Source organism: Serratia liquefaciens ATCC 27592 (assembly GCF_000422085.1).
GTDB lineage: Bacteria > Pseudomonadota > Gammaproteobacteria > Enterobacterales > Enterobacteriaceae > Serratia > Serratia liquefaciens.
Genome location: NC_021741.1, coordinates 4,704,427 through 4,726,388 on the forward strand (window position 1 = coordinate 4,704,427; position 21,962 = coordinate 4,726,388).

Below are 21,962 nucleotides of genomic sequence, written 5' to 3' on the forward strand. Positions count from 1 at the left end.
CCCCTTTCGGAGGGCAAAACGACTACTGAGCCTGGGCCGCCTTTTCATCCATGTACATCAGTTCCCAGATGTGTCCGTCCAGATCCTGAAAACCGTGTCCGTACATAAAGCCATAATCCTGCGGCTGATTATAGGTATTGCCGCCGGCGGCGATCGCTTTGCGTACCAGATCGTCCACCGCTGCCCGGTTAGGCTGCGACAGGCATATCAGCACTTCGGTCGCCTTTCTGGCATCGCTGATCGGGTTCGGGGTGAACATTTTGAATTTGTCGTGGGTTAACAGCATCACATAGATGCTGTCGCTGACCACCATGCAGGCGGCGGTGTCATCGGTGAACTGTGGATTAAAGCTGAAACCAAGACGAGTGAAAAACTCGATGGATACGGGCAAATCGCCCACCGGCAGGTTAACAAAAATTTGCGTAGCCATGGGCTACCTCCGACGAAGAGTGACCTCATCGAGTATAGCCCACCCGCTCATTTCAGCAGGTCATAAGGCCCGCCCTGCTCCAGCGCCCGTTGGTAGGCCGGCCGCGCATGGATACGCTGGAGATAGTCGCGTAGCTTTGGACAGCCATCCAATGCGCCACGTGCCGCCATCGCTTCCAGCGGAAAACTCATCTGGATGTCCGCTGCGCTGAATTCATTGCCGACAAACCAGGTGCTTTTGGCCAGGTGCTGTTCAAGATAGTCGCGGTGCGGAGCAATCTGTTTATCCAGATACTCCCGCTGTACGCCTTTGCCAATAGCCCCTGCCACTGGCCGTAACAGCCAGGGAATGGGCGGCTGGCCCAAGCGGCTAAACACCAGCTTCATCACCAACAGCGGCATCAGTGACCCTTCGGCATAATGTAGCCAGTAACGATACTGTTGCCGGGCATGATAGTCGGTGGGGATAAACTGCCCCTGCGCATCGTAGGCTTCCTGCAGATATTCAATAATGGCGCCGGACTCCGCCAGCGTCAGATCGCCATCGACAATCACTGGCGACTTGCCGAGCGGATGGATCTTTTTCAACTCCGCAGGCGCCAGCATGGTTTGCGGATCGCGCTGATAGCGCTGCACCTGGTACGGCACTCCCAATTCTTCCAAAAACCACAGGATGCGCTGCGACCGCGAGTTATTTAGATGGTGCACGATAATCATGGGGCTTCTCCACTCTGTTGCCACACCCGTTATATGTCGAGGCTTCTGGTTAAAGGGTAGTGGTGAATTATCCCACCCGCCAACAAGGTCATCTGCCGCTCAAAATTAAATCAATAAATTTGACAGAGATACTCAAAACTCTCCGATTTTCTCTTTGGGCATGACGGCCTATTATCTAACACATCGAGAGACAACAGCCTCTCACCTAAAAAATACCCTGAGGATTGAATCATGAAAAACATCAAATTTTTTGCTACCGCTCTGCTGCTGACTACCGCTTCTTTCGCCAGCGTTGCCGCTGACCAACCCGCTAACCAGCCTGCGGCCGGTGCCCAGAAAATCGGTGTGGTGTCCGTGAGCGGCGCTTCTAACCTGAGCACGCTGGAAAATGAACTGGCCAGCAAAGCCGCTGCATCCGGTGCCAGCTCTTACCGCATCATCTCCGCCGGTGGCCAGAACAAACTGTATGGCACCGCAGAAATCTTCAACTGATCGTCAGACAGTAAACTGACGGAAGAAAAAAGCCCCGCAAGGGGCTTTTCTCGTTTCTAGCGAGCATCAAACCTCGCCGCCAGCTTCTGCAGCCGAAATTGTTCGATCATGAAATCAACAAACACTCGGGTTTTGGTCGGCAGGAACTTGGTGGTGGGGAAATACAGGTGCACGCTGCCGCGATCGACATACCAGCCCGACAATACCCGCACCAGTCGACCGCTTTCCAGATAAGGCAAGGCGTTCGGCATGGCGATCAGCGCGATCCCCAACCCCATTTCCGCCGCCTGCGCTGCAGCGTCCGGTTCATTTACCGTCATTTTGATTTCCATCGACGGCGCTCGCTGTTCATTCTCCGCATTACGCAGCGGCAGATTACGGATCCGCCCGGTTTGCGGTGAGCGGATAAAAATGCCCGCATGATTCATCAACTGTTCCGGCTGCCGGATGGCAGTGTTGCGCTGCAGATACGCAGCAGAAGCCACCAGGACGCCGTGGGCTGGAGCCAGTTCACGTGCAATCATGCCCTGCGCCAATTCGATACCGCCCCCCATTGCAGCATCAAAATGCTCACCAATCAGATCCACTTTACGGTTGTCGAAATGCCAGTCGGGGACAATTGCCGGGTACCGCGCCAGAAAGTCGGGCAGCATCGGCATGACAAAATGCAGGCCGAACGCCGTCCCCATGCTGACCTTCAGCGTACCGGCCGCCACGCCGCCGCTGCTGCTTATCCCCTTTAGTGCGCACTGGATCGACAACAGACCGCCGCTGACCTCCTGCAAAAAACGTTCGCCCTCTTCGGTCAGGATCAATTTGCGCGTATTGCGCTGGAAAAGCCTTACCCCGACGATTGTCTCCAGCTTGGTCACGTTCTTCCCGACTGCCGCAGAGCTGATGCCCAGCTTGCGTCCGGCCGCAGAAAAGCTGCCGTTCTCTGCGCTGCAAACAAAACATTCCAGATGGCCCAGCATGGTTTCCCCTGTTGATTTCAAACCCACGGTTTAAGCTGATTATAGCTCTTTGTGGCTAGTGGCGACCCGGCGTTTCCCAGATACTGATCCGGTAGATGTTTAACCTCACCCCACTCTGGAGAAGCACCATGACAACAGCACATCCTCTGCAAAACAAAGTCGCATTTATTCAGGGCGGCTCACGCGGCATTGGTGCCGCCATTGTTAAGCGCCTGGCACGTGAAGGCGCCACCGTAGCCTTCACCTACGTCGCCTCCGCCGAAAAAGCAGACGCCCTGGTGGCCGAAATCACCGCCACCGGCGGTAAAGCGCTCGCCATCAAGGCCGACAGTGCCGATGCCGCGGCCCTGCAACAAGCGGTACGCCAGGCAGTAAACAGCCTGGGTAATCTGGACATTCTGGTGAACAACGCCGGCGTGCTTGCGATGGGCAGTACCGAAGAGCTGCCGCTGGAAGATCTGGATCGCACGCTGGCTGTCAACGTGCGCAGCGTATTTGTCGCCAGCCAGGAAGCAGCGCGCCATATGAATGACGGTGGCCGAATCATCAATATTGGCAGCACCAACGCTGAACGCATGCCCTTTGCCGGCGGCGCAGTTTATGCCATGAGCAAATCCGCGCTGGTCGGTCTGACCAAAGGCATGGCGCGCGATCTGGGCCCACGCGGCATCACCGTCAATAACGTGCAACCCGGCCCGGTCGATACCGACATGAATCCGGCCAGCGGTGATTTCGCCGAACAGTTAAAAGCCATGATGGCCATCAGCCGTTACGGCAAAGATGAGGAGATCGCCAGCTTTGTCGCTTACCTCGCCGGTCCGGAGGCGGGCTATATCACCGGCGCCAGCCTGAGCATCGACGGCGGTTTTTCGGCTTAAATGTTCTGAAAAGCAAAAAGCCCCGAAAGGGGCTTTTTTTTGGGCTTAAGACAACCTGATATCAGAAAGGAATATCGTCGTCGAAGTCCATTGGCGGTTCATTGCTGCTGGCTGCCGGTGCGTTGTTCTGCGCCGGGCGCGCCTGCTGGCCACCGCTGAACTGGTTGCCGCCTTGTGGCTGCTGAGGTTGACCCCAACCGCCCTGGCCGCCGGAAGCCTGACCACCGCCTGCCGGTGCGCCACCGCCTTGACGGCCGCCCAGCATCTGCATGGTGCCGCCAACGTTAACCACAACTTCGGTGGTGTATTTTTCTACGCCGGCCTGATCGGTCCATTTGCGAGTCTGCAGCGCGCCCTCGATGTACACCTGGGAACCTTTACGCAGATATTCGCCCGCCACTTCAGCCAGCTTGCCGAACAGCACAACGCGGTGCCACTCGGTCTTTTCTTTCTGCTCGCCAGTCGCCTTGTCACGCCAGCTTTCGGAGGTTGCCAGGGTAATGTTGGCCACTGCACCGCCATTCGGCATGTAACGGACTTCCGGGTCTTGGCCCAGATTCCCGACCAGAATTACTTTGTTTACGCCTCTGCTGGCCATGAGAACTCTCCTGATGATTGATTTTTACACAGTATAAACGAGTAAGTTTAACACGCTCAGCCTGAAACGACACCCGTGTTGATTACTGCGTGCTGTATTCCGGAATTGTCCTTTCGATCGACCTGTTTGCATTCATGTACTGGATATTCATTCAGGTTTTTTTGTGTCATAATTATGCGTTTCGTACTGGCTGTGCCGGTTTTTTGCGCGTTCGATCACATAATCGTGCGTAAATCACCCAGACAGGCGCGGTGTATCATCAAGACGGGAAGTGTAAATGGACAATATCGAAGTTCGTGGTGCTCGAACCCATAATCTCAAAAACATCAACCTGATTATCCCGCGTGACAAGCTGATCGTCGTCACCGGTCTGTCCGGTTCAGGCAAGTCCTCGCTGGCCTTTGATACCCTGTATGCCGAAGGGCAGCGTCGCTACGTCGAATCGCTCTCTGCCTATGCACGCCAGTTCCTTTCGCTGATGGAAAAACCGGACGTCGACCACATTGAAGGTCTGTCACCGGCAATTTCCATCGAGCAGAAATCGACCTCGCATAACCCGCGATCGACGGTTGGCACCATCACCGAGATCCACGATTACCTGCGTCTGCTGTTTGCCCGCGTCGGCGAACCGCGTTGCCCGGATCACCATGTCGAACTGGCGGCGCAAACCGTTAGCCAGATGGTGGATAACGTGCTCAGCCAGCCGGAAGGCAAACGCCTGATGCTGCTGGCCCCGGTGGTAAAAGACCGCAAGGGAGAGCACACCAAAACGCTGGAAAACCTCGCGAGCCAGGGCTATATCCGTGCACGCATCGACGGCGAAGTGTGCGATCTTTCCGATCCCCCGAAGCTGGAGTTGCAGAAAAAGCACACCATCGAAGTGGTGGTCGATCGCTTTAAAGTGCGTGATGACCTGTCGCAGCGTCTGGCGGAATCCTTCGAGACCGCGCTGGAGCTGTCCGGCGGCACCGCCATTGTGGCTGATATGGACGACGAAAAAGCGGATGAGCTGCTGTTTTCCGCCAACTTCGCCTGCCCTATCTGCGGCTACAGCATGCGCGAACTCGAACCGCGCCTGTTTTCGTTCAACAACCCGGCCGGCGCCTGCCCAACGTGCGACGGTCTGGGCGTACAGCAGTTCTTCGATCCGGAACGCGTAGTGCAAAACCCCGAGCTTTCGCTGGCCGGCGGTGCCATTCGCGGTTGGGATCGTCGCAACTTCTACTACTTCCAGATGCTGCGCTCGCTGGCAGAGCATTACGCGTTTGACGTTGAAGCGCCTTTCAACAGCCTGGACGCCAACGTGCAGAAAGCGGTGCTCAGCGGCTCCGGTAAAGAATCGATCGAATTCAAATACATCAACGATCGCGGTGACACCACCGTGCGCCGCCATCCGTTCGAAGGCGTGCTGCACAACATGGAGCGCCGTTATAAAGAAACCGAATCCAGTGCGGTGCGCGAAGAGCTGGCGAAGTTTATCAGCAACCGTCCTTGCGCCTCGTGCCACGGCACCCGTCTGCGCGAAGAAGCGCGAAACGTGTTCGTTGAAGACACCACGCTGCCGGAAATTTCCGATCTGAGCATCGGCCATGCGATGACCTTCTTCCAGAACATGAAGCTCAGCGGCCAGCGCGCCAAGATCGCCGAGAAAGTGCTGAAAGAGATTGGCGATCGCCTGAAGTTCCTGGTGAACGTTGGCCTGAACTACCTGTCGCTGTCGCGTTCGGCGGAAACCCTCTCCGGTGGTGAAGCGCAGCGTATCCGTTTGGCCAGCCAGATTGGCGCCGGCCTGGTGGGCGTAATGTACGTACTGGATGAGCCGTCAATCGGCCTGCATCAGCGCGACAACGAACGCCTGCTGGAAACCCTGATCCACCTGCGTAACCTCGGTAACACGGTGATCGTGGTGGAACATGACGAAGACGCCATCCGCGCCGCCGACCATGTCATCGACATCGGTCCCGGCGCCGGCGTGCACGGCGGTCAGGTAGTGGCGGAAGGCACCGTCGAAGACATCATGGCGCAGCCTGAGTCCTTGACCGGCCAGTTCCTCAGCGGCAAACGCGAGATTGCCATTCCGGAACAGCGCGTCCCGGCGGACCCGACCAAGGTGCTGAAATTGAGCGGTGCTCGCGGTAACAACCTGAAGGACGTGACGCTGACGCTGCCGGTGGGGCTATTTACCTGCATTACCGGGGTATCCGGCTCCGGCAAATCCACGCTGATCAACGACACGCTGTTCCCGATCGCCCAGCGCCAGCTCAACGGTGCCACTATTGCCGAACCGGCGCCGTTCCGCGAAGTGACCGGTCTGGAGCACTTCGACAAGGTGATCGACATCGATCAAAGCCCGATCGGGCGCACGCCGCGTTCCAACCCGGCGACCTACACCGGCATCTTCACCCCGGTGCGTGAGCTGTTCGCCGGCGTGCCGGAATCGCGCAGTCGCGGTTACAACCCGGGCCGCTTCAGCTTTAACGTCAAGGGTGGCCGCTGCGAAGCCTGCCAGGGTGACGGTGTGATCAAGGTGGAAATGCACTTCCTGCCGGACATCTATGTACCGTGCGACCAGTGCAAAGGCAAACGCTATAACCGCGAAACGCTGGAAGTGAAGTACAAAGGCAAAAGCATCCACGAAGTGCTGGAGATGACCATCGAAGAGGCTCGTGATTTCTTCGACGCGGTACCGGCATTGGCGCGTAAGTTGCAAACCTTGATTGAAGTCGGCCTGTCTTACATCCGTCTCGGCCAGTCGGCGACCACGCTGTCCGGCGGGGAAGCGCAGCGCGTCAAGCTGGCTCGTGAGCTGTCAAAACGCGGTACCGGTCAAACGCTGTACATCCTGGATGAGCCGACCACCGGGCTGCACTTCGCCGATATTCAGCAACTGCTGGCGGTGCTGCATCAACTGCGCGATCAGGGCAATACCATCGTGGTGATTGAGCACAACCTGGACGTGATTAAAACCGCGGACTGGATTGTCGACCTGGGGCCGGAAGGTGGCAGCGGCGGCGGTGAGATCCTGGTTGCCGGCACGCCGGAAACCGTGGCTAACTGCGAAACGTCGCACACCGCGCGCTTCCTTAAGCCGTTACTGAAGAAGAAATAATCCCCTGCCAGGCGGGCCGTTACTGTAGCGGCCCGCACGCTTACCCGTTTCGGTCAAATTGAACAGAAACAGGCAAGATTTAGACATTTTCAGGCATTTCCCTCCCCGCTCTCAGCTTTTATCATCAATGTTCCCTCTGTGGCCCTTTGCCGTACTCAGGCCACGTCCACCGGCACCCTACTGCCGGAAGCCGTTCCCCCCATACACTGATGACTGGAGTTACCATGAACATTACGCACGCCTATGCCGCGCATGACGCCAAATCAGCGTTAGTTCCTTTTGATTACACGCCGCGCACCTTGCGCGACCACGATGTGCAAATCAAGGTTCTGTTCTGTGGCGTCTGCCATTCGGATTTGCACCAGGCCCGCAACGAATGGAACAACACTCTTTTTCCGGTGGTTCCCGGCCACGAAATTGTGGGGCGCGTGAGCGCCGTCGGCAACCATGTGTCACGCTATCAGGTCGGCGATTTGGTCGGCGTGGGCTGTATGGTGGACTCCTGCCGCAGCTGTCCGAGCTGTGACGAGGGTCTGGAGCAATATTGTGAAAATGGGTTCACCGGCACCTATAACGGTGAGGATCGACAAACCGGCGCCACCACCTACGGCGGCTACTCCACCGATATGGTGGTAGATCAGGACTTTGTACTTCGCGTACCGGAAAACCTCGATCCTGCCGGTGTCGCCCCCTTACTGTGCGCCGGTATCACCACCTATTCCCCGCTGCGTCAATGGGGCGCCGGTCCGGGTAAAAAGGTGGGCATCGTCGGTCTCGGCGGGCTGGGGCACATGGGCGTTAAACTGGCCCGGGCGATGGGAGCGCATGTGGTGCTGTTCACGACTTCAGCGTCCAAAGTCGAAGATGCCAAACGCCTCGGCGCTCACGAAGTGGTGATCTCACGCAATCCGGAAGAGATGGCGCAGCACACCAACAGTTTCGATTTTATTCTTAACACGGTGGCGGCTCAGCACGATCTGAACCCGTTCCTCAATCTGCTGCGCCGTGACGGCACCCTGACGCTGGTTGGCGCACCGGAGCATGACCATCCGTCACCGCAGGTGTTTAACCTGATCATGAAGCGTCGTCGCATCGCCGGTTCACTGATTGGCGGCATTGCAGAAACCCAGGAGATGCTGGATTTCTGCGGCCAGCACGGCATTACCTCAGATATCGAACTGATCCCGATGCAGCAAATCAATGAAGCCTTCGAGCGGATGCTGAAAAGCGACGTGAAATATCGCTTCGTGGTGGATATCGACTCTTTGCGAGCCTAAGCCTCTCGGGCGCCCACAGCGGCGCCCGATTTTCTTACAGCTGCTTTATCACTCGCGCCGGATTGCCGCCGACCACGCAGTTCGCAGGCACGTCCTTGGTCACCACCGCACCGGACGCCACCACCACGTTATCCCCCAGCGTAACGCCAGGATTAATCACCGCACGACCGCCAATCCACACATTATTGCCAATGCGCACCGGCTTGCCGAACTCCGCCCCGCCCACGCGGGTTTCCGCATCCAGCGGATGGGTGGCGGTATAAATATGCACTCCAGGTGCCAGCAGGCAGTTATCACCGATATGCACTTCGCATACGTCGAGGATCACGCAGTCAAAATTGGCGTAGAAATTCTTCCCCAGATAGATGTTGTAGCCGTAATCGCAGCGAAACGTCGGCTCGATAGTGCCCCCCTGATACTGGCCCAACAATTCTGCCAATCCCTGTTTACGCAGGTCGCCCTCATCCGGTGACGAATGGTTGTAACGGTGGACCAATTGGCGTGCGCGCTTGCGCTCGCTGCGCAACAGTTCGTCGCCGGCGTCGTACAATTCACCGGCAATCATTTTGCGTTTTTCTTCACTCATCGCCATCTCGCGGCATCCTTTGGTATTTCGGCTTATTGATTAAAAAGCCTAGTCTTTCCTCATCAACAATAAAACGGGAACGTTCCCAATATCGAATCGCGATCACAGTTTGGCGGGAAAACAGAAGAAATAAACGAAGGACTCAGGCAGGCGCTACACCTGCCGTTATCTATGGCTAGGCGCGCAATTCCTGGCGCACATGGTCGGGTAACCCTTCCAGCACCAGCTGATAGGAACTGTCGATCAACGTATAGAACTGTGAGTTCGGCAGATTGCCATCAAGAAAGACCGTATTCCAGTGTGCCTTGTTCAGACCGACGCAGGGGACGATCTCCGGGTGATGCTCCCGTAGGCTTTCCGCCAGTTCCGGGCTGGATTTTACCGCCAAAGCAGGTCGCCCCTGTACCTCGCACACCATGGCGAACATAACGTCGCCGACTTTGATCTGGCTGGCCTGCCACTGGTTCTGGTCGCTCTGTTCCGCGCCCGGCTTCGCCATGCAGTATTCCAGCAGTGCTGTGTTATTCATTGGGTTATTCCCCCTGTAACGTGGCCACAACCCGGCGTGAACCGCCGTGGATGCGGTGCTCCCCCAGCCAAATTCCCTGCCATGTGCCCAGCATCAGCCGCCCGTGACCGACAGGCAGCGTCAACGACGTGCCCAACAGAGAGGATTTGATGTGCGCCGGCATGTCGTCCGGCCCTTCGTAGTCATGCTGATAGGGTGCGTTCTCTGGCACCTGACGCAGGAAATGCTGCTCCATGTCGGCTCGCACCGTAGGATCGCAGTTCTCGTTCAGAGTCAGCGAGGCCGAGGTATGCTGCAATAACAGATGCAGCAGGCCAGTTTGCAGGCGGTGTAAGTGGGTTAGCTGGTCAGTAATCTCTTCGGTAACCAGATGAAAACCACGCGCTTTTGCGCTGAGGATTAGCGTTTGCTGATGCCACATAAGTGAGCGCCCCTCAATCAGTATATTCTCTCTCCAGTTTGCGGCAACTCTGGCGGCAAACCGACAACAAAAAAGGAGCGATATCGCTATCGCTCCCTGGCTAACGTCAGTTTACCCTAACAGCTTTTACTGCACGGCGGCAAACGCCTCGGCCACCTGATGCACGTTGTGGTGGTTCAGGCCAGCCATGCAAACGCGTCCACTGTGGATCAGGTACACGCCGAATTCTTCACGCAGGCGATCAACCTGTGCAGCGCTAAAGCCGGTGTAGCTGAACATGCCGCGCTGTGCGAGCAGATAATCGAAGTTCCGTTGCGGCAGGGCGATTTTCAGCGCTTCCACCAGCGTCTTGCGCATCTCGAGAATACGGGTGCGCATGGTTTCCACTTCGGCCAACCACTGGGCTTTCAGCTGCGTGTCGTTCAGCACCTTCGCCACCACCTGCGCACCGAAGTTCGGCGGGCTGGAGTAGTTACGACGCACCGTGGCCTTCAGTTGCCCCAACACGCGTCCGGCCGCTTCTTCGCTTTCACACACCACCGACAGGCCGCCGACGCGTTCGCCGTACAGCGAGAAAATTTTCGAGAAGGAATTGCTCACCAGGCATGGCAAACCGGCCGCAGCAATAGTGCGGATAGCGTAGGCATCATCGGCAATGCCGCCGCCGAAGCCCTGATAAGCGATATCGAGGAACGGGATCAGTTCCCGCTCGGCGATCACTTTGACCACTTCATCCCACTGAGTTTGGGTCAGGTCGGAACCTGTCGGGTTATGGCAGCACGGGTGCAGCAATGCGATGCTGTGCTTCGGCAGCTGTTTCAACGCGCTCAGCATGGCGTCAAATTTCACGCCCAGGCTTTCGTTGTCGAAGTACGGATAGGTATTCACTTTGAACCCAGCGCCGCCAAAGATGGCAACGTGGTTTTCCCAGGTCGGATCGCTGACCCACACCTGCGAATCCGGGAAGTAGCTTTTCAGAAAGTCGGCACCGACTTTCAGCGCGCCGGAACCGCCCACGGTTTGAATGGTGGCGATGCGCCCTTGCTGCAGCATCGGGTGTTCGGCACCGAACAGCAAATGTTGGATCGCCGTGCGGTAAGGCAGCAGACCTTCCATCGGCAGGTACACCGATGCCCCATGATCCACGCTGTTCAGCTGCGCTTCTGCCGCAGCAACCGCTTTCATCTGCGGGATAATACCCTGCTCATCATAGTAAAGGCCGATACTCAGGTTAACCTTGTGCGCACGTGAGTCTTTTTTGAATTTTTCCATCAGCGACAGGATCGGGTCACCTGCGTAGGCATCAACATTCTGGAACACGGATTATTCTCCTGGATTATGGTGAGTAGGCACAGCGTTACGCTCCTAATATAGACGGAAAAGGCCGTTCAGTTTGAGCTTTATCTCGCAACCGGCAACAAACCATTTTCCTTGATTCGGTTGAGCACCACCGCCGTTTTGATATGCGCCACGCTTTTGTGGCGGGACAGCGTCTGGCTGATCAAATCGTCCAGTGCCGGCAGGTCCGCCACCGCAACCTTCAGCAGATAATCAGCATCGCCGGTGGTTTTGTAAGCGTCAAGAATGGCGTCCACTTCTTCCAGCATCTGGTGGAAACTGTCGATCTGCTCCTGAGCATGGTGAGTCAGACTCACTTCTATCAGGCCAACCAACCCTAGCCCGACGGCCTCCGGTGCCAGTCGCGCGTGGTAACCGCGGATCAGTTGCGCCTGTTCCAGGCTGATACGCCGCCGCGAACACTGGGATGCAGACAGCCCCACCAGATCGCTCAGCTCCTGATTGGTCAGACGGCCATTGGCCTGTAACAGCGTCAGGATTTTCATATCAAAATCGTCAATGTTGTACATAGCCACCTGTAAACTGTGTTAATAAATGTTGACGTTACAGCCTATCAGTTTTTTGACTGTGGATACCCTTCCCGCGCCGAGGTTGTGAAGCGCACAGCAGCAATGCCGGACGTTTCCGCCTGCCAATGGCATAAAAAACGGGTAACTCGCGCAAGTCAGCAACAATGAGCGGTTAAATAGCGCATAAAACCACGAATGTATAATAAGGACGCCGATGAAAAGATTTCTCCCTCTCGCACTGCTGGTTGCCGCCGGAGGCGCCAGCGCACAATCGCATTTGGATAAGGTGATACAACAAGGCACGCTGGAAGTGTGTACCACCGGCGATTACAAACCCTATACCTTCCAAAAAGAAGACGGCAGCTACGAAGGCATTGATATCGCCATGGCGGAATCGCTGGCAAAAAGCCTCGGCGCCAAGGTGAAATGGGTGAAAACCAGTTGGAAAACCCTGACGCCGGACTTTGTCGCCGGCAAATGTGATATCGCCATGGGCGGCATCTCGGTCACGCTGCAACGTCAAAAGCAGGTGTTCTTCGCCGACCCGTTGGATACCGACGGCAAGATCCCGTTAGTGCGCTGCACCGACGTGAAGAAATACCGCACCATTGACCAGATCAATAAAGCGTCCGTACGCCTGCTTGAGCCAGCGGGCGGCACCAACGAGGCCTTTGTCCACGCCTATCTGCCCAAGGCCAAACTGACGTTGACCCATGATAATTTGGGGATTTTCCAGCAGTTGGTCGACAAGAAAGCCGATGTGATGATCACCGACGCTTCCGAGGCGCAGTATCAGCAAAAACGCTATCCGAAGCTGTGCGCGGTCAACCCGAAAAAGCCGATGCAGTATGGCGAAAAGGCTTACATGCTGCCGCGTGACGATTTGAGCTGGAAGCTGTATGTGGATCAGTGGCTGCACCTGGCCAAGGCGACCGGTGAGTATCAAAGCATTATCGATCAGTGGTTGGCAGTGAAGAAGTAACTCAATATAACGGGGCCGCTGCCTGGCGGCCCCTCAATGGACTTATTCGCCGATATATTCCATCGCCACGCGCTGCGTCAGCTTGGTAATCAGTTCATAAGCACTGATGCCAGTGCATTCGGCGATGCGTTCGACCGGTAACTCCCGCCCCCAAAGCACCACCTCATCCCCGACCTTGTCGGTCGCGTTCGGCCCCAGATCGACCGACATCATGTCCATCGACACCCGGCCCACGATCGGCACTTCACGGCCGTTGAGCCACACCGGCGTACCGGAAGGCGCGCTGCGCGGGTAACCGTCGCCGTAACCCATCGCCACCACGCCCAAGCGAGTATCACCTTCACTGACCCAGGTACCGCCGTAGCCTACGGACTCGCCGGCCTTGTGCTCACGCACCGCGATCAGGTTGGACTTGAGCGTCATCGCCGGCTGCAGATCAAACTGGCTGCCGTTGGCGTCCTCCATCGGCGAGACACCATACAGGATAATGCCTGGGCGAACCCAGTCGTTATGCGCATCCGGCCACAGCAGGGTACCGCCGGAGGCGGCAATAGAACGCTGGCCCGGTTTGCCACGGGCAAACTGTTCAAAGCACTGCATTTGTTTGAGCGTGGCATCGGAACTCGGCTCATCGGCACGGCTGAAGTGGCTCATGATATTCACCGGCTGCACCACATTGCGGCAGGCGCTCAGACGCTGATAAAACGCCTCGGCATGCTCAGGGCGGACCCCCAGACGATGCATGCCGGTATCCAGCTTCATCCACACCGGCACCGGACGCGCCAGCGTGGCCTGCTCCAGCGCTTCAAGCTGTTCGATACTGTGTACGGCGGTTTCGATGTTATTGGCCACCAGCACCGGCAGATCCTCGGCCGAGAAGAAGCCCTCGAGCATCAGGATGGGTTTGACGATGCCGCCGGAGCGCAGCTTCAACGCCTCGCCAATGCGGGCCACGCCGTAACAGTCGGCATCTTGCAGGGTGTGGGCTGTTTCCAGCAGGCCATGTCCATAAGCGTTTGCTTTCACAACGGCAATCAGGCGACTTTGCGGCGCCTGACGGCGCACCTGTTGCAGATTATGTCGCAGAGCGCGGCGGTCGATTACAGCGGTTGCCGCTTTCATTTCAGTTCCTTAGCTGATTATTCGTCATCATACTGTGGCCCCGCATAGTTATCGAAGCGCGACCACTGGCCGTTAAAGGTAAGGCGTACGGTACCGATAGGGCCGTTACGCTGCTTACCCAGAATAATTTCGGCAATCCCTTTCAGATCGCTGTTCTCGTGATAAACCTCATCACGGTAGATGAACATAATCAGGTCGGCATCCTGCTCGATGGAGCCGGACTCACGCAGGTCGGAGTTGACCGGGCGCTTGTCGGCGCGCTGCTCCAGGCTTCGGTTCAGCTGCGACAGCGCCACCACCGGTACCTGCAGCTCTTTCGCCAGGGCTTTTAACGAGCGGGAGATCTCGGCGATTTCCAACGTTCGGTTGTCGGAGAGCGACGGCACGCGCATCAACTGCAGGTAGTCGATCATGATCAGGCTGATGCCGTCATGTTCACGGAAAATACGCCGCGCACGGGAGCGCACTTCGGTTGGCGTCAGGCCAGAGGAGTCGTCAATGTACATATTGCGCTTCTCCAGCAGGATACCCATGGTGCTGGAAATTCGCGCCCAGTCCTCATCGTCCAACTGGCCGGTACGAATACGGGTCTGATCCACACGCGACAGCGAGGCCAGCATACGCATCATGATCTGGTTGCAGGGCATTTCCAGGCTGAAAATCAGCACGGGCTTGTCCTGCGTCATCGCGGCGTGTTCGCACAGGTTCATGGCGAAGGTGGTTTTACCCATTGCAGGACGGGCGGCGACGATGATCAGATCCGATTTTTGCAAACCGGCGGTTTTCTTATTGAGATCCTGATAGCCGGTATCCACCCCGGTGACGCCATCGTGCGGCTGCTGATACAGCTGCTCAATACGCGCAACGGTATCTTCCAGGATACGCTCGATCCCTTTTGGACCCTCATCTTTGCTGGCGCGGTTTTCCGCGATTTGGAATACCCGCGATTCGGCTAAATCGAGCAGATCTTCACTGCTGCGCCCCTGCGGATCGTAGCCGGCGTCAGCGATCTCATTGGCCACCGAGATCATCTCACGCACTACCGCACGTTCACGCACGATATCCGCATAAGCGCCGATGTTGGCAGCGCTTGGGGTGTTTTTCGATAATTCGGCCAGATAGGCGAAGCCGCCGACAGAGTCCAGTTCGCCCCGCTGTTCCAGCGATTCGGACAGGGTGATCAAATCGATAGGCCGACTCATCTCCAGCAGGCGCTGCATCTCGGTAAAGATCAGGCGGTGCGGGCGGCTGAAGAAATCATTGGAGACCACGCGTTCCGCCACGTTATCCCAGCGTTCGTTATCCAGCATCAAACCGCCCAACACTGACTGCTCAGCCTCCAGCGAATGTGGCGGCATCTTCAGCCCTTCCATCTGGCGATCGCGGGGACGTTCTCTGGCTTCGTCTGCGTTTGTTTTGTTGGTTGGTTTTTTTCCTGCCATGAAGCGTATTCTTAATCCGGTTGCGAATGAAGGATCCTGACGCGAGAGTATACGTGATTTTTATCTGTGATTCCTGCGGCATAACCGATGCAAAAAAGGTATCAATCCGCGCGCGGACAAACTGGATCGCCAATACTAAAACGCGTAGGGTGAAATCAGACACCCACACGAGGTACTGATATGGCCAAGCGCATTCAATTCTCCGCCACCGGCGGCCCTGAAGTGTTGCAATACGTTGATTTTACCCCACCAGACCCGGCAGCCGGTGAGGTGCAGATCGAGAACAAGGCGATCGGCATCAACTATATCGACACCTACATACGCAGCGGGTTATACCCGCCCGCCAGCCTGCCAAGTGGGTTGGGCACCGAGGCGGCCGGGGTGGTCACCAAGATCGGCGCAGGAGTCAGCGCGCTGAAGCCGGGTGACCGCGTGGTTTACGCCCAGTCAACGCTCGGTGCTTACAGCGAAGTGCACAACGTCGCGCAGGAAAAAGTGGCCATCCTGCCGCACAATTTGAGTTTCGAGCAAGGGGCAGCCTCATTCCTGAAGGGGCTGACGGTGCATTACCTGCTGCGCCAAACCCATGAGGTGCAGCCGGGTGAAGTATTCCTGTTCCATGCTGCCGCAGGCGGTGTCGGGTTGATTGCCTGCCAGTGGGCCAAAGCGCTCGGGGCGAGGTTAATCGGCAGCGTCGGTTCCGACGAAAAAGCCGAGCTGGCGAAGCGTGCCGGCGCCTGGGCCACCATCAATTACCATAAGGAAGACATCGCCCAGCGCGTCGCCGAACTGACCCAGGGCGAAAAAGTCGGCGTGGTGTATGACTCTGTGGGCCAAAGCACCTGGCAAGCCTCGCTCAATAGCCTCAAGCGACGTGGGCTGATGGTGAGCTTTGGCAACGCCTCTGGCCCGGTTACCGGAGTCGATCTGGCGTTGCTGAACCAGAAAGGCTCTCTGTATGTCACTCGCCCTTCCCTCAATGGCTACATCACCAGCCGCGCGGAGCTGCAATTTGCCAGCAATGAGCTGTTTTCATTGATCGGCAGCGGGGCCATCAAGGTCGACGTGAAGGAAGAGCAGAAGTTTGCGCTGGCTGACGCACAACGTGCGCATCAGGTGCTGGAAAGCCGTAATACCAGCGGCTCAAGCCTGCTGATCCCTGGTCGTTGAGTTGGAAAAAAGATCGGTAAAATTAGGTATAACGTGCGGTGGTACATCGTCTAAAGGCGAAGAGTGGAATATGATCTTCCGGCAATTCATGTTGTTCAATAGGGAAATAGCTCTGAAATGAAAATAAAAATGCTGGTTACAGCGCTGGTTTTCGCCGCAGCTCCAGCGTTGGCCACCGCAGCGCAGGCAGCGACGCCAAACGCAGAAAAAGACGCATTGATGAAATACCCTTACTCTGCCGCCTATACGCAATGTATGAGCAAACCAGATCTCAATACACCAAGTATGGCTGCCTGCATTGAAACAGAGTTCAAGCTCTGGGATGCACGCCTGAACAAGTCCTATAAGGAAGCGCTCAAGTTTAAGGCAGCCCCAAAAGCCTGGCGTGAGGCACAGCGTAACTGGCTGAAGTTCAAAGACAGCCAATGCCAAGCGCTGGTGGCAGCACCGCATGGCTCCGGCGATGCGCTGGATGCGGCTTCATGCGAACTGAACATGACCATTGAACGTACGTTGCAACTTGAAAGCGACAACTGGCCAAGATCTTAATATTGCTGGATTATCAGTAACAAAAAGGGCTCCGTAAGGAGCCCTTTTTGTTACTGCGTTTGTAGGGGTAGAGCAGAGTCCGCCAGAGACGGTGGGTTGCTTGAGCAACGCTCGTATTGGGTATTATTGTCTCTTGCGGTGATGAAATCGGTCGCATCGCTGCATCGGCAAACATCCTAACAGCCCCGAGGCGCAAAAAAAATGGCTAATGCGCCGCACCGGCCGTTTAAACGTCAAGCTGTGATCGCTGCCGCATTAAGAACGCCTCTGTTGCTCGATTTTCAGCGTGACCGACTGATTATTCGACAAAAAATTAATAGCGGCGTATTGAAGGCTTCTGCATTGAACGGTAGATCCAAACGCCAACCACCGCCAAAATCAGCCACGGCAACAGCTTAATCACCATCGCAAACAGCCCGCCAATCAGCATGAATGCCGCGGCCACCAGCAACGCCGCGAATACGCCCAGCAACGAAATGCCCGTCACCATCAGCATGACGACAAAGCCGACCAGAAAGAAGAGTTCCAACATGATTTTGCTCCTTCGCAAAACAAAGTATCTGCGAAGGTATTACAAGAAGCGTGCCAAAATGGTGAGAGGACTAAGTTATTGAAATTGAAAAAAAGGCATGCCACATCACGCAACATGCCTGGTCAAAAACACTAACTGTTAGTCAGAATTTTATCTCTATTACACCATCTCGGTGCGCGGTAGGCGAACCAAATCCAGCGCCTGCTCAACCACGCGTGCATCGGCCCCTGGTTTATGGGCATTCTCACTCAGGTGACGGCGCCACTGACGGGCACCGGGCACGCCCTGGAACAACCCAAGGATATGGCGGGTGATATGGCCCAAATAAGTGCCCTTCGACAGCTCGCGTTCAATGTACGGATACAGCGATTCGATAATCGCTATGCTGTCCATAACGTCGCTTTGGCAGCCAAACAGTTCACTGTCGACCCGCGCCAGGATGCCCGGGTTCTGGTAGGCTTCGCGCCCCATCATCACGCCATCCAGATGCTGCAGATGCTGTTTCGCCTCTTCCAGCGTTTTCACCCCCCCGTTAATCGCCAGAGTGAGCGTCGGAAAATCCCTTTTTAACTGGTACACGCGCGGATAATCCAGCGGCGGCACTTCGCGGTTCTCTTTCGGACTCAGGCCCGACAGCCATGCCTTGCGGGCATGAATGGTAAACATGTCACATTCACCGCGCCCGGCGACGGTGGCGATGAAATCGCACAGAAACTCGTAGCTGTCCTGATCGTCAATACCAATGCGGGTTTTCACCGTCACCGGGATCGACACCACGTCGCGCATCGCCTTGATGCAGTCGGCAACCAGCGTTGCCTGCCCCATCAGGCAGGCACCGAACATGCCGTTCTGTACCCTATCCGACGGGCAACCGACGTTGAGGTTGATCTCGTCGTAGCCGCGCTGCTCAGCCAGTTTGGCGCAGTGCGCCAGCGCAGCCGGATCGCTGCCGCCCAGTTGCAGCGCCACAGGATGTTCTTCTTCGCTGTAGGCCAGATAGTCGCCCTTACCGTGGATAATCGCGCCGGTAGTCACCATCTCGGTGTACAGCAAGGTTTCCTTGGTCAACAAGCGGTGGAAGTAACGGCAATGACGATCGGTCCAGTCGAGCATCGGCGCGATGGAAAAACGATTGGCGGCGTATTTTGGGGCGTTATTGTCTGTCGTCATGCTGGGCTACTGGCTACCTGATTCTGTCTGGGGTTCAACGAACGGCATGCTGCCGCAAACGGCTATTATAACGACAATCGGCGGCGTTGGGAAAACCGCTGTGTCGCCGATAAAAAAGCACCGGCAAAAGCGAATAAAAAGAGGCTGTCAGGTGTTCTCTCTGTAAGGCCGCAGTTCTGCGTCCTTCATGATGAGGAAATAACCATGAACAGTTTCGTTAAACGCCTGCTGCTGCCAGTCATTGCCGGTTCACTGCTGTTTTCCTGTACCGCTCTGGCGATGGGCGGCGATGGCAGCGGTCAAACCACGCCAACCTGCCCCAAAGGCCAGATATACGATACGAAAACCAAAACCTGCATGGTGGATAAAAGCAGCATGGTCAGCGACAACGATCGCACGAACTATGCCTATGCGCTGGCCAAAAGCGGCCGCTATCAGGAAGCGCTGGATGTGCTGAATACCCTCAAAGATCCCAACACTGCCGTGGCGCTGAATTACCGCGGCTATGCCACCCGCAAGCTCGGCCGCACCGACGAAGGGATCGGCTACTATTTAAAATCAGTGGCGCTCGATCCGAAATACCCCAAAGTCCGCGAATACCTGGGTGAGGCTTATATGATCAAAGGGCGTCAGGACCTGGCGAAGGAGCAGCTTAAGGTTATTCAATCGCTGTGCGGTACCGGTTGTGAAGAGTACCGAGATCTGGCGGCGGCTATCGATCATCACCCTGAATCGTAAACCCCGGAGGCAAACATCAGCAGCGACGCGATCCGCAACGAAATCGGCCAATATCTCTCCCGCCTGTGGCGCTATGGCTTGGTGCTTTCCCACCGGCGGGACGTAGCCGACGATTTGGTGCAGGCCACCTGCGTGCGGGCGTTGGAACGCGCCGCACAGTTTGCCGTGGGAACGCGTATGGACCGCTGGTTATTTTCCATTCTTCACTCCATCTGGTTGAACGAGGTCCGCTCTCAGCACATTCGCCAGGGACAGGGCTTTGTCGACGTTGACGAACTGGCCGGTGCGGAAAACGGCGAGCAGCCGATTTGGGCCAATGAAGTGATGCAACGGGTTAATCAACTGCCGGAGGCGCAGCGCAATACGTTGTTTCTGGTGTACGTGGAGGAACTTTCTTACCGGGAAGCCGCTGAGGTGCTGGGTGTGCCCATTGGCACCATCATGAGCCGTCTGGCGGCGGCACGGCTGCGGTTGGCGAACGACAGCCTGCTGCAAACCCGTACCCCGCAGGTAAAAGGAGAACAATCATGAGTTCCGCCTACGCAACGGATGAACTGCTGGTCGCCTATCTGGATAATCAGTTGGACCCACAGCAACGCCACCGGCTGGAACAGCGTCTGGCCGGCGAACCGGCGTTGGCTGAACGCTTGTCGTTGCTGGAGCGCAGCAGCTTGCCCTTTAAGCAAGCCTTTGCGCCTTTGCTTGATGAAGCGCCGGTACAAAGATTGCAGGCAGACTGGCCGCAAGCCTCCTCTGCACCACCGCATAGCGTCAGCCGCCGTGGCCTGATTGCCGCCGCCGTCGCTTTTCTGGCATTGGGCATCGCAGGCGATCGCGCCTATCTGCAGCTCAGCCAACCGGATGACAACTGGCGGAGCCTGGTCGCTCAATATATGGCGTTGTACAGCCCGGAAACGCTGATGGGTTTTGAAGGCTCCGCAGCGCAGATTGCCAGTCAACTACAGCACACCGGTGATCGGCTGGGCATCGCGCTTCCTCTGTCGCAACTGACGTTGCAAGGGGCCGAACTGAAAAACGCCCGTGTGCTGGCGTACGACGATCGCCGTATTGCTCAATTAACCTGGTTGGATGCGCGGTACGGTGTTTTGGCACTGTGTATTATCCAGCAACCGGGCAAGTCGCAGCCCGCCGAGAGCGAACAACGCCTGGGAATGAATGTGGTCTATTGGTCCGATAGCAGACACAGCTTCATGCTGATTGGCCATAATCCAGCAGTGGAAATGGTCAGATTGGCCAGTCAATTACAGCGTTCGCTGACCGCCTAAGAGCCTACGCGAAGCCATAGCCTGCGAGAACGGCACGGAACATCGTGAATACCATCACATTTCTGGCTAACAACGGGCGCTAAACCGGACGTTTAATGCGCCATACTGGCAGAAAAGTGGCCGACTCTCGGCGATTTGGCTGAAGCATGGTAAAATCGGCTTTTTTACGTACCGGGAAATTTGCCATGAACTCAAGCACCCAGGAAAAGCTGCTGGCGCAGGCTGAACAACTCTGTCAGCAACGCAATGTGCGACTGACACCGCAGCGGCTGGAAGTGTTACGCCTGATGGCACAACAGCCCGGTGCCATCAGCGCTTACGACCTGCTGGATTTGCTGCGCGTAGCCGAACCCCAGGCCAAACCCCCCACGGTTTACCGTGCATTGGATTTCCTGTTGGAACAAGGCTTTATTCATCGCGTGGAATCGGCGAACAGCTATGTGTTGTGCCATCATTTCGAACAGCCGATGCATACTTCCGCACTGTTCATTTGCGATCGCTGCGGCCAGGTGACTGAGCGCACAACCGAAGGGATCGAAGAGACGCTGCAAAAGCTGGCTAAAGAGTCAGGATTTGCCCTGCGTCACAGCGTGGTAGAAGCCCATGGCCTGTGTGAGGGTTGCGTTGAGGTAGAAGCCTGCGATAGCAAACATGATTGCGGCGAACACGATCACAGCATCGCTATCAAGAAGAAATAAGAGGGTATCAGGTACCTCCCTGTACCTTCGGCCATAGCGTCAAGGGGATTGAAACGCCTGGCCATCAGCATAGTTTACGGCCGCAATCCGCTGCGGCCTATCGCACTACCAGCGATACTTGTTGTGGTCTTCCCAGGATTTCACTTCTTTCTCGGCCGCCTCTTTCTGGTAGCCGTAGCGTTCCTGAATTTTACCGACAAGCTGTTCGCGTTTCCCTTCAATGACCGTCAAATCATCATCGGTCAGCTTGCCCCATTTTTCCTTTACTTTCCCTTTAAACTGCTTCCAGTTACCGTCGGCTTGATCTTTGTTCATAACCTCTCCGTTACCTGTGATTAGTCAGTTTTAAAAACTTGTCGCTGGGCTTAACTGAGTAATAATCATGGTCAATTGAC

General features: G+C 56.4%; 25 protein-coding genes. 11 read left to right on the forward strand and 14 right to left on the reverse strand.

Going from position 1 to position 21,962, the window contains the following annotated elements; all coding sequences use genetic code 11:
• Positions 1–22 precede the first annotated feature (22 nt).
• Positions 23–430 (reverse strand): VOC family protein, encoded by a 408-nt coding sequence (locus M495_RS21895; RefSeq protein WP_020837145.1) that lies wholly within the window; start codon positions 428–430, stop codon positions 23–25.
• A gap of 47 nt (positions 431–477) precedes the next feature.
• Positions 478–1,146, reverse strand: coding sequence for a glutathione S-transferase family protein (locus M495_RS21900; protein ID WP_020837146.1), 669 nt, complete (start codon positions 1,144–1,146; stop codon positions 478–480).
• Positions 1,147–1,377: 231 nt separating this feature from the next.
• Here M495_RS21900 and bhsA point away from each other — a divergent pair, with 231 nt between their 5' ends.
• Positions 1,378–1,638: a multiple stress resistance protein BhsA gene (gene bhsA, locus M495_RS21905; RefSeq protein ID WP_020837147.1), complete on the forward strand. Its 261-nt coding sequence runs from the start codon at positions 1,378–1,380 to the stop codon at positions 1,636–1,638.
• 56 nt (positions 1,639–1,694) lie between these two features.
• On the opposite strand, the gene M495_RS21910 is transcribed toward bhsA, so the two are convergent.
• Positions 1,695–2,612: a LysR family transcriptional regulator gene (locus tag M495_RS21910; protein ID WP_020837148.1), complete on the reverse strand. Its 918-nt coding sequence runs from the start codon at positions 2,610–2,612 to the stop codon at positions 1,695–1,697.
• Positions 2,613–2,740: 128 nt separating this feature from the next.
• On the opposite strand from M495_RS21910, the gene M495_RS21915 reads away from it, so the two are divergent.
• On the forward strand, positions 2,741–3,490 hold the full coding sequence (locus M495_RS21915) for a 3-oxoacyl-ACP reductase family protein (RefSeq protein WP_020837149.1): 750 nt from the start codon (positions 2,741–2,743) through the stop codon (positions 3,488–3,490).
• Positions 3,491–3,551: 61 nt separating this feature from the next.
• Here M495_RS21915 and ssb1 read toward each other — a convergent pair whose 3' ends face one another.
• Positions 3,552–4,088, reverse strand: coding sequence for a single-stranded DNA-binding protein SSB1 (ssb1, locus tag M495_RS21920; protein ID WP_020837150.1), 537 nt, complete (start codon positions 4,086–4,088; stop codon positions 3,552–3,554).
• 277 nt (positions 4,089–4,365) lie between these two features.
• On the opposite strand from ssb1, the gene uvrA reads away from it, so the two are divergent.
• Both uvrA and M495_RS21930 read left to right on the forward strand, forming a co-directional pair.
• The gene (uvrA, locus tag M495_RS21925; protein WP_020837151.1) at positions 4,366–7,197 is read left to right on the forward strand and encodes an excinuclease ABC subunit UvrA; all 2,832 of its coding nucleotides are present in this window, start codon (positions 4,366–4,368) and stop codon (positions 7,195–7,197) included.
• A 224-nt stretch (positions 7,198–7,421) separates the two neighbouring features.
• The gene (locus M495_RS21930; protein WP_020837152.1) at positions 7,422–8,474 is read left to right on the forward strand and encodes an NAD(P)-dependent alcohol dehydrogenase; all 1,053 of its coding nucleotides are present in this window, start codon (positions 7,422–7,424) and stop codon (positions 8,472–8,474) included.
• 34 nt (positions 8,475–8,508) lie between these two features.
• Here the strand turns inward: M495_RS21930 and maa are convergent, their stop codons facing one another.
• The 5 genes from maa to M495_RS21955 all read right to left on the reverse strand — a co-directional run bounded on the left by maa (position 8,509) and on the right by M495_RS21955 (position 11,878).
• Positions 8,509–9,066, reverse strand: a complete 558-nt coding sequence (gene maa, locus M495_RS21935; RefSeq protein ID WP_020837153.1) for a maltose O-acetyltransferase — start codon at positions 9,064–9,066, stop codon at positions 8,509–8,511.
• Between the two features lie 169 nt (positions 9,067–9,235).
• Complete coding sequence (locus M495_RS21940; protein WP_020837154.1) at positions 9,236–9,589, reverse strand: MmcQ/YjbR family DNA-binding protein; 354 nt, start codon at positions 9,587–9,589, stop codon at positions 9,236–9,238.
• A 4-nt stretch (positions 9,590–9,593) separates the two neighbouring features.
• On the reverse strand, positions 9,594–10,010 hold the full coding sequence (locus M495_RS21945; RefSeq protein WP_017894193.1) for a secondary thiamine-phosphate synthase enzyme YjbQ: 417 nt from the start codon (positions 10,008–10,010) through the stop codon (positions 9,594–9,596).
• 126 nt (positions 10,011–10,136) lie between these two features.
• Positions 10,137–11,330 (reverse strand): amino acid aminotransferase, encoded by a 1,194-nt coding sequence (locus tag M495_RS21950; RefSeq protein WP_020837155.1) that lies wholly within the window; start codon positions 11,328–11,330, stop codon positions 10,137–10,139.
• 80 nt (positions 11,331–11,410) lie between these two features.
• Positions 11,411–11,878 (reverse strand): Lrp/AsnC family transcriptional regulator, encoded by a 468-nt coding sequence (locus M495_RS21955; protein WP_020837156.1) that lies wholly within the window; start codon positions 11,876–11,878, stop codon positions 11,411–11,413.
• Positions 11,879–12,092: 214 nt separating this feature from the next.
• On the opposite strand from M495_RS21955, the gene M495_RS21960 reads away from it, so the two are divergent.
• The gene (locus M495_RS21960) at positions 12,093–12,860 is read left to right on the forward strand and encodes a transporter substrate-binding domain-containing protein (RefSeq protein ID WP_020837157.1); all 768 of its coding nucleotides are present in this window, start codon (positions 12,093–12,095) and stop codon (positions 12,858–12,860) included.
• 42 nt (positions 12,861–12,902) lie between these two features.
• Here the strand turns inward: M495_RS21960 and alr are convergent, their stop codons facing one another.
• Together alr and dnaB are read right to left on the reverse strand one after the other, a co-directional pair.
• The gene (gene alr, locus M495_RS21965; protein WP_020837158.1) at positions 12,903–13,982 is read right to left on the reverse strand and encodes an alanine racemase; all 1,080 of its coding nucleotides are present in this window, start codon (positions 13,980–13,982) and stop codon (positions 12,903–12,905) included.
• 17 nt (positions 13,983–13,999) lie between these two features.
• Positions 14,000–15,424 carry a replicative DNA helicase gene (gene dnaB / locus M495_RS21970; RefSeq protein ID WP_020837159.1) on the reverse strand — a complete coding sequence of 475 codons (1,425 nt, stop codon included), beginning with the start codon at positions 15,422–15,424 and terminating at the stop codon, positions 14,000–14,002.
• 180 nt (positions 15,425–15,604) lie between these two features.
• On the opposite strand from dnaB, the gene M495_RS21975 reads away from it, so the two are divergent.
• Both M495_RS21975 and M495_RS21980 read left to right on the forward strand, forming a co-directional pair.
• The gene (locus M495_RS21975) at positions 15,605–16,594 is read left to right on the forward strand and encodes a quinone oxidoreductase (RefSeq protein ID WP_020837160.1); all 990 of its coding nucleotides are present in this window, start codon (positions 15,605–15,607) and stop codon (positions 16,592–16,594) included.
• 117 nt (positions 16,595–16,711) lie between these two features.
• Positions 16,712–17,143, forward strand: a complete 432-nt coding sequence (locus tag M495_RS21980; protein WP_041415033.1) for a lysozyme inhibitor LprI family protein — start codon at positions 16,712–16,714, stop codon at positions 17,141–17,143.
• A 313-nt stretch (positions 17,144–17,456) separates the two neighbouring features.
• On the opposite strand, the gene pspG is transcribed toward M495_RS21980, so the two are convergent.
• Positions 17,457–17,675 carry an envelope stress response protein PspG gene (pspG, locus tag M495_RS21985; protein ID WP_020837162.1) on the reverse strand — a complete coding sequence of 73 codons (219 nt, stop codon included), beginning with the start codon at positions 17,673–17,675 and terminating at the stop codon, positions 17,457–17,459.
• A gap of 159 nt (positions 17,676–17,834) precedes the next feature.
• Positions 17,835–18,845 carry a tRNA dihydrouridine(20/20a) synthase DusA gene (dusA, locus tag M495_RS21990; protein ID WP_020837163.1) on the reverse strand — a complete coding sequence of 337 codons (1,011 nt, stop codon included), beginning with the start codon at positions 18,843–18,845 and terminating at the stop codon, positions 17,835–17,837.
• Positions 18,846–19,049: 204 nt separating this feature from the next.
• Between dusA and M495_RS21995 the strand changes: the two genes are divergently transcribed.
• The 4 genes from M495_RS21995 to zur all read left to right on the forward strand — a co-directional run bounded on the left by M495_RS21995 (position 19,050) and on the right by zur (position 21,567).
• Entirely contained in the window at positions 19,050–19,583 is a 534-nt protein-coding gene (locus M495_RS21995; RefSeq protein WP_020837164.1) for a tetratricopeptide repeat protein, read from the forward strand.
• Positions 19,584–19,625: 42 nt separating this feature from the next.
• Positions 19,626–20,114, forward strand: coding sequence for an RNA polymerase sigma factor (locus M495_RS22000; protein WP_071827058.1), 489 nt, complete (start codon positions 19,626–19,628; stop codon positions 20,112–20,114).
• Complete coding sequence (locus tag M495_RS22005) at positions 20,111–20,869, forward strand: anti-sigma factor family protein (protein WP_020837166.1); 759 nt, start codon at positions 20,111–20,113, stop codon at positions 20,867–20,869. The genes M495_RS22000 and M495_RS22005 overlap by 4 nt, the downstream gene beginning before the upstream one ends.
• A 185-nt stretch (positions 20,870–21,054) precedes the next feature.
• Positions 21,055–21,567 carry a zinc uptake transcriptional repressor Zur gene (gene zur, locus M495_RS22010; protein WP_041415728.1) on the forward strand — a complete coding sequence of 171 codons (513 nt, stop codon included), beginning with the start codon at positions 21,055–21,057 and terminating at the stop codon, positions 21,565–21,567.
• A 105-nt stretch (positions 21,568–21,672) separates the two neighbouring features.
• Here zur and M495_RS22015 read toward each other — a convergent pair whose 3' ends face one another.
• Positions 21,673–21,882, reverse strand: coding sequence for a CsbD family protein (locus M495_RS22015; RefSeq protein ID WP_017894203.1), 210 nt, complete (start codon positions 21,880–21,882; stop codon positions 21,673–21,675).
• Between the last annotated feature and the right edge of the window lie 80 nt (positions 21,883–21,962).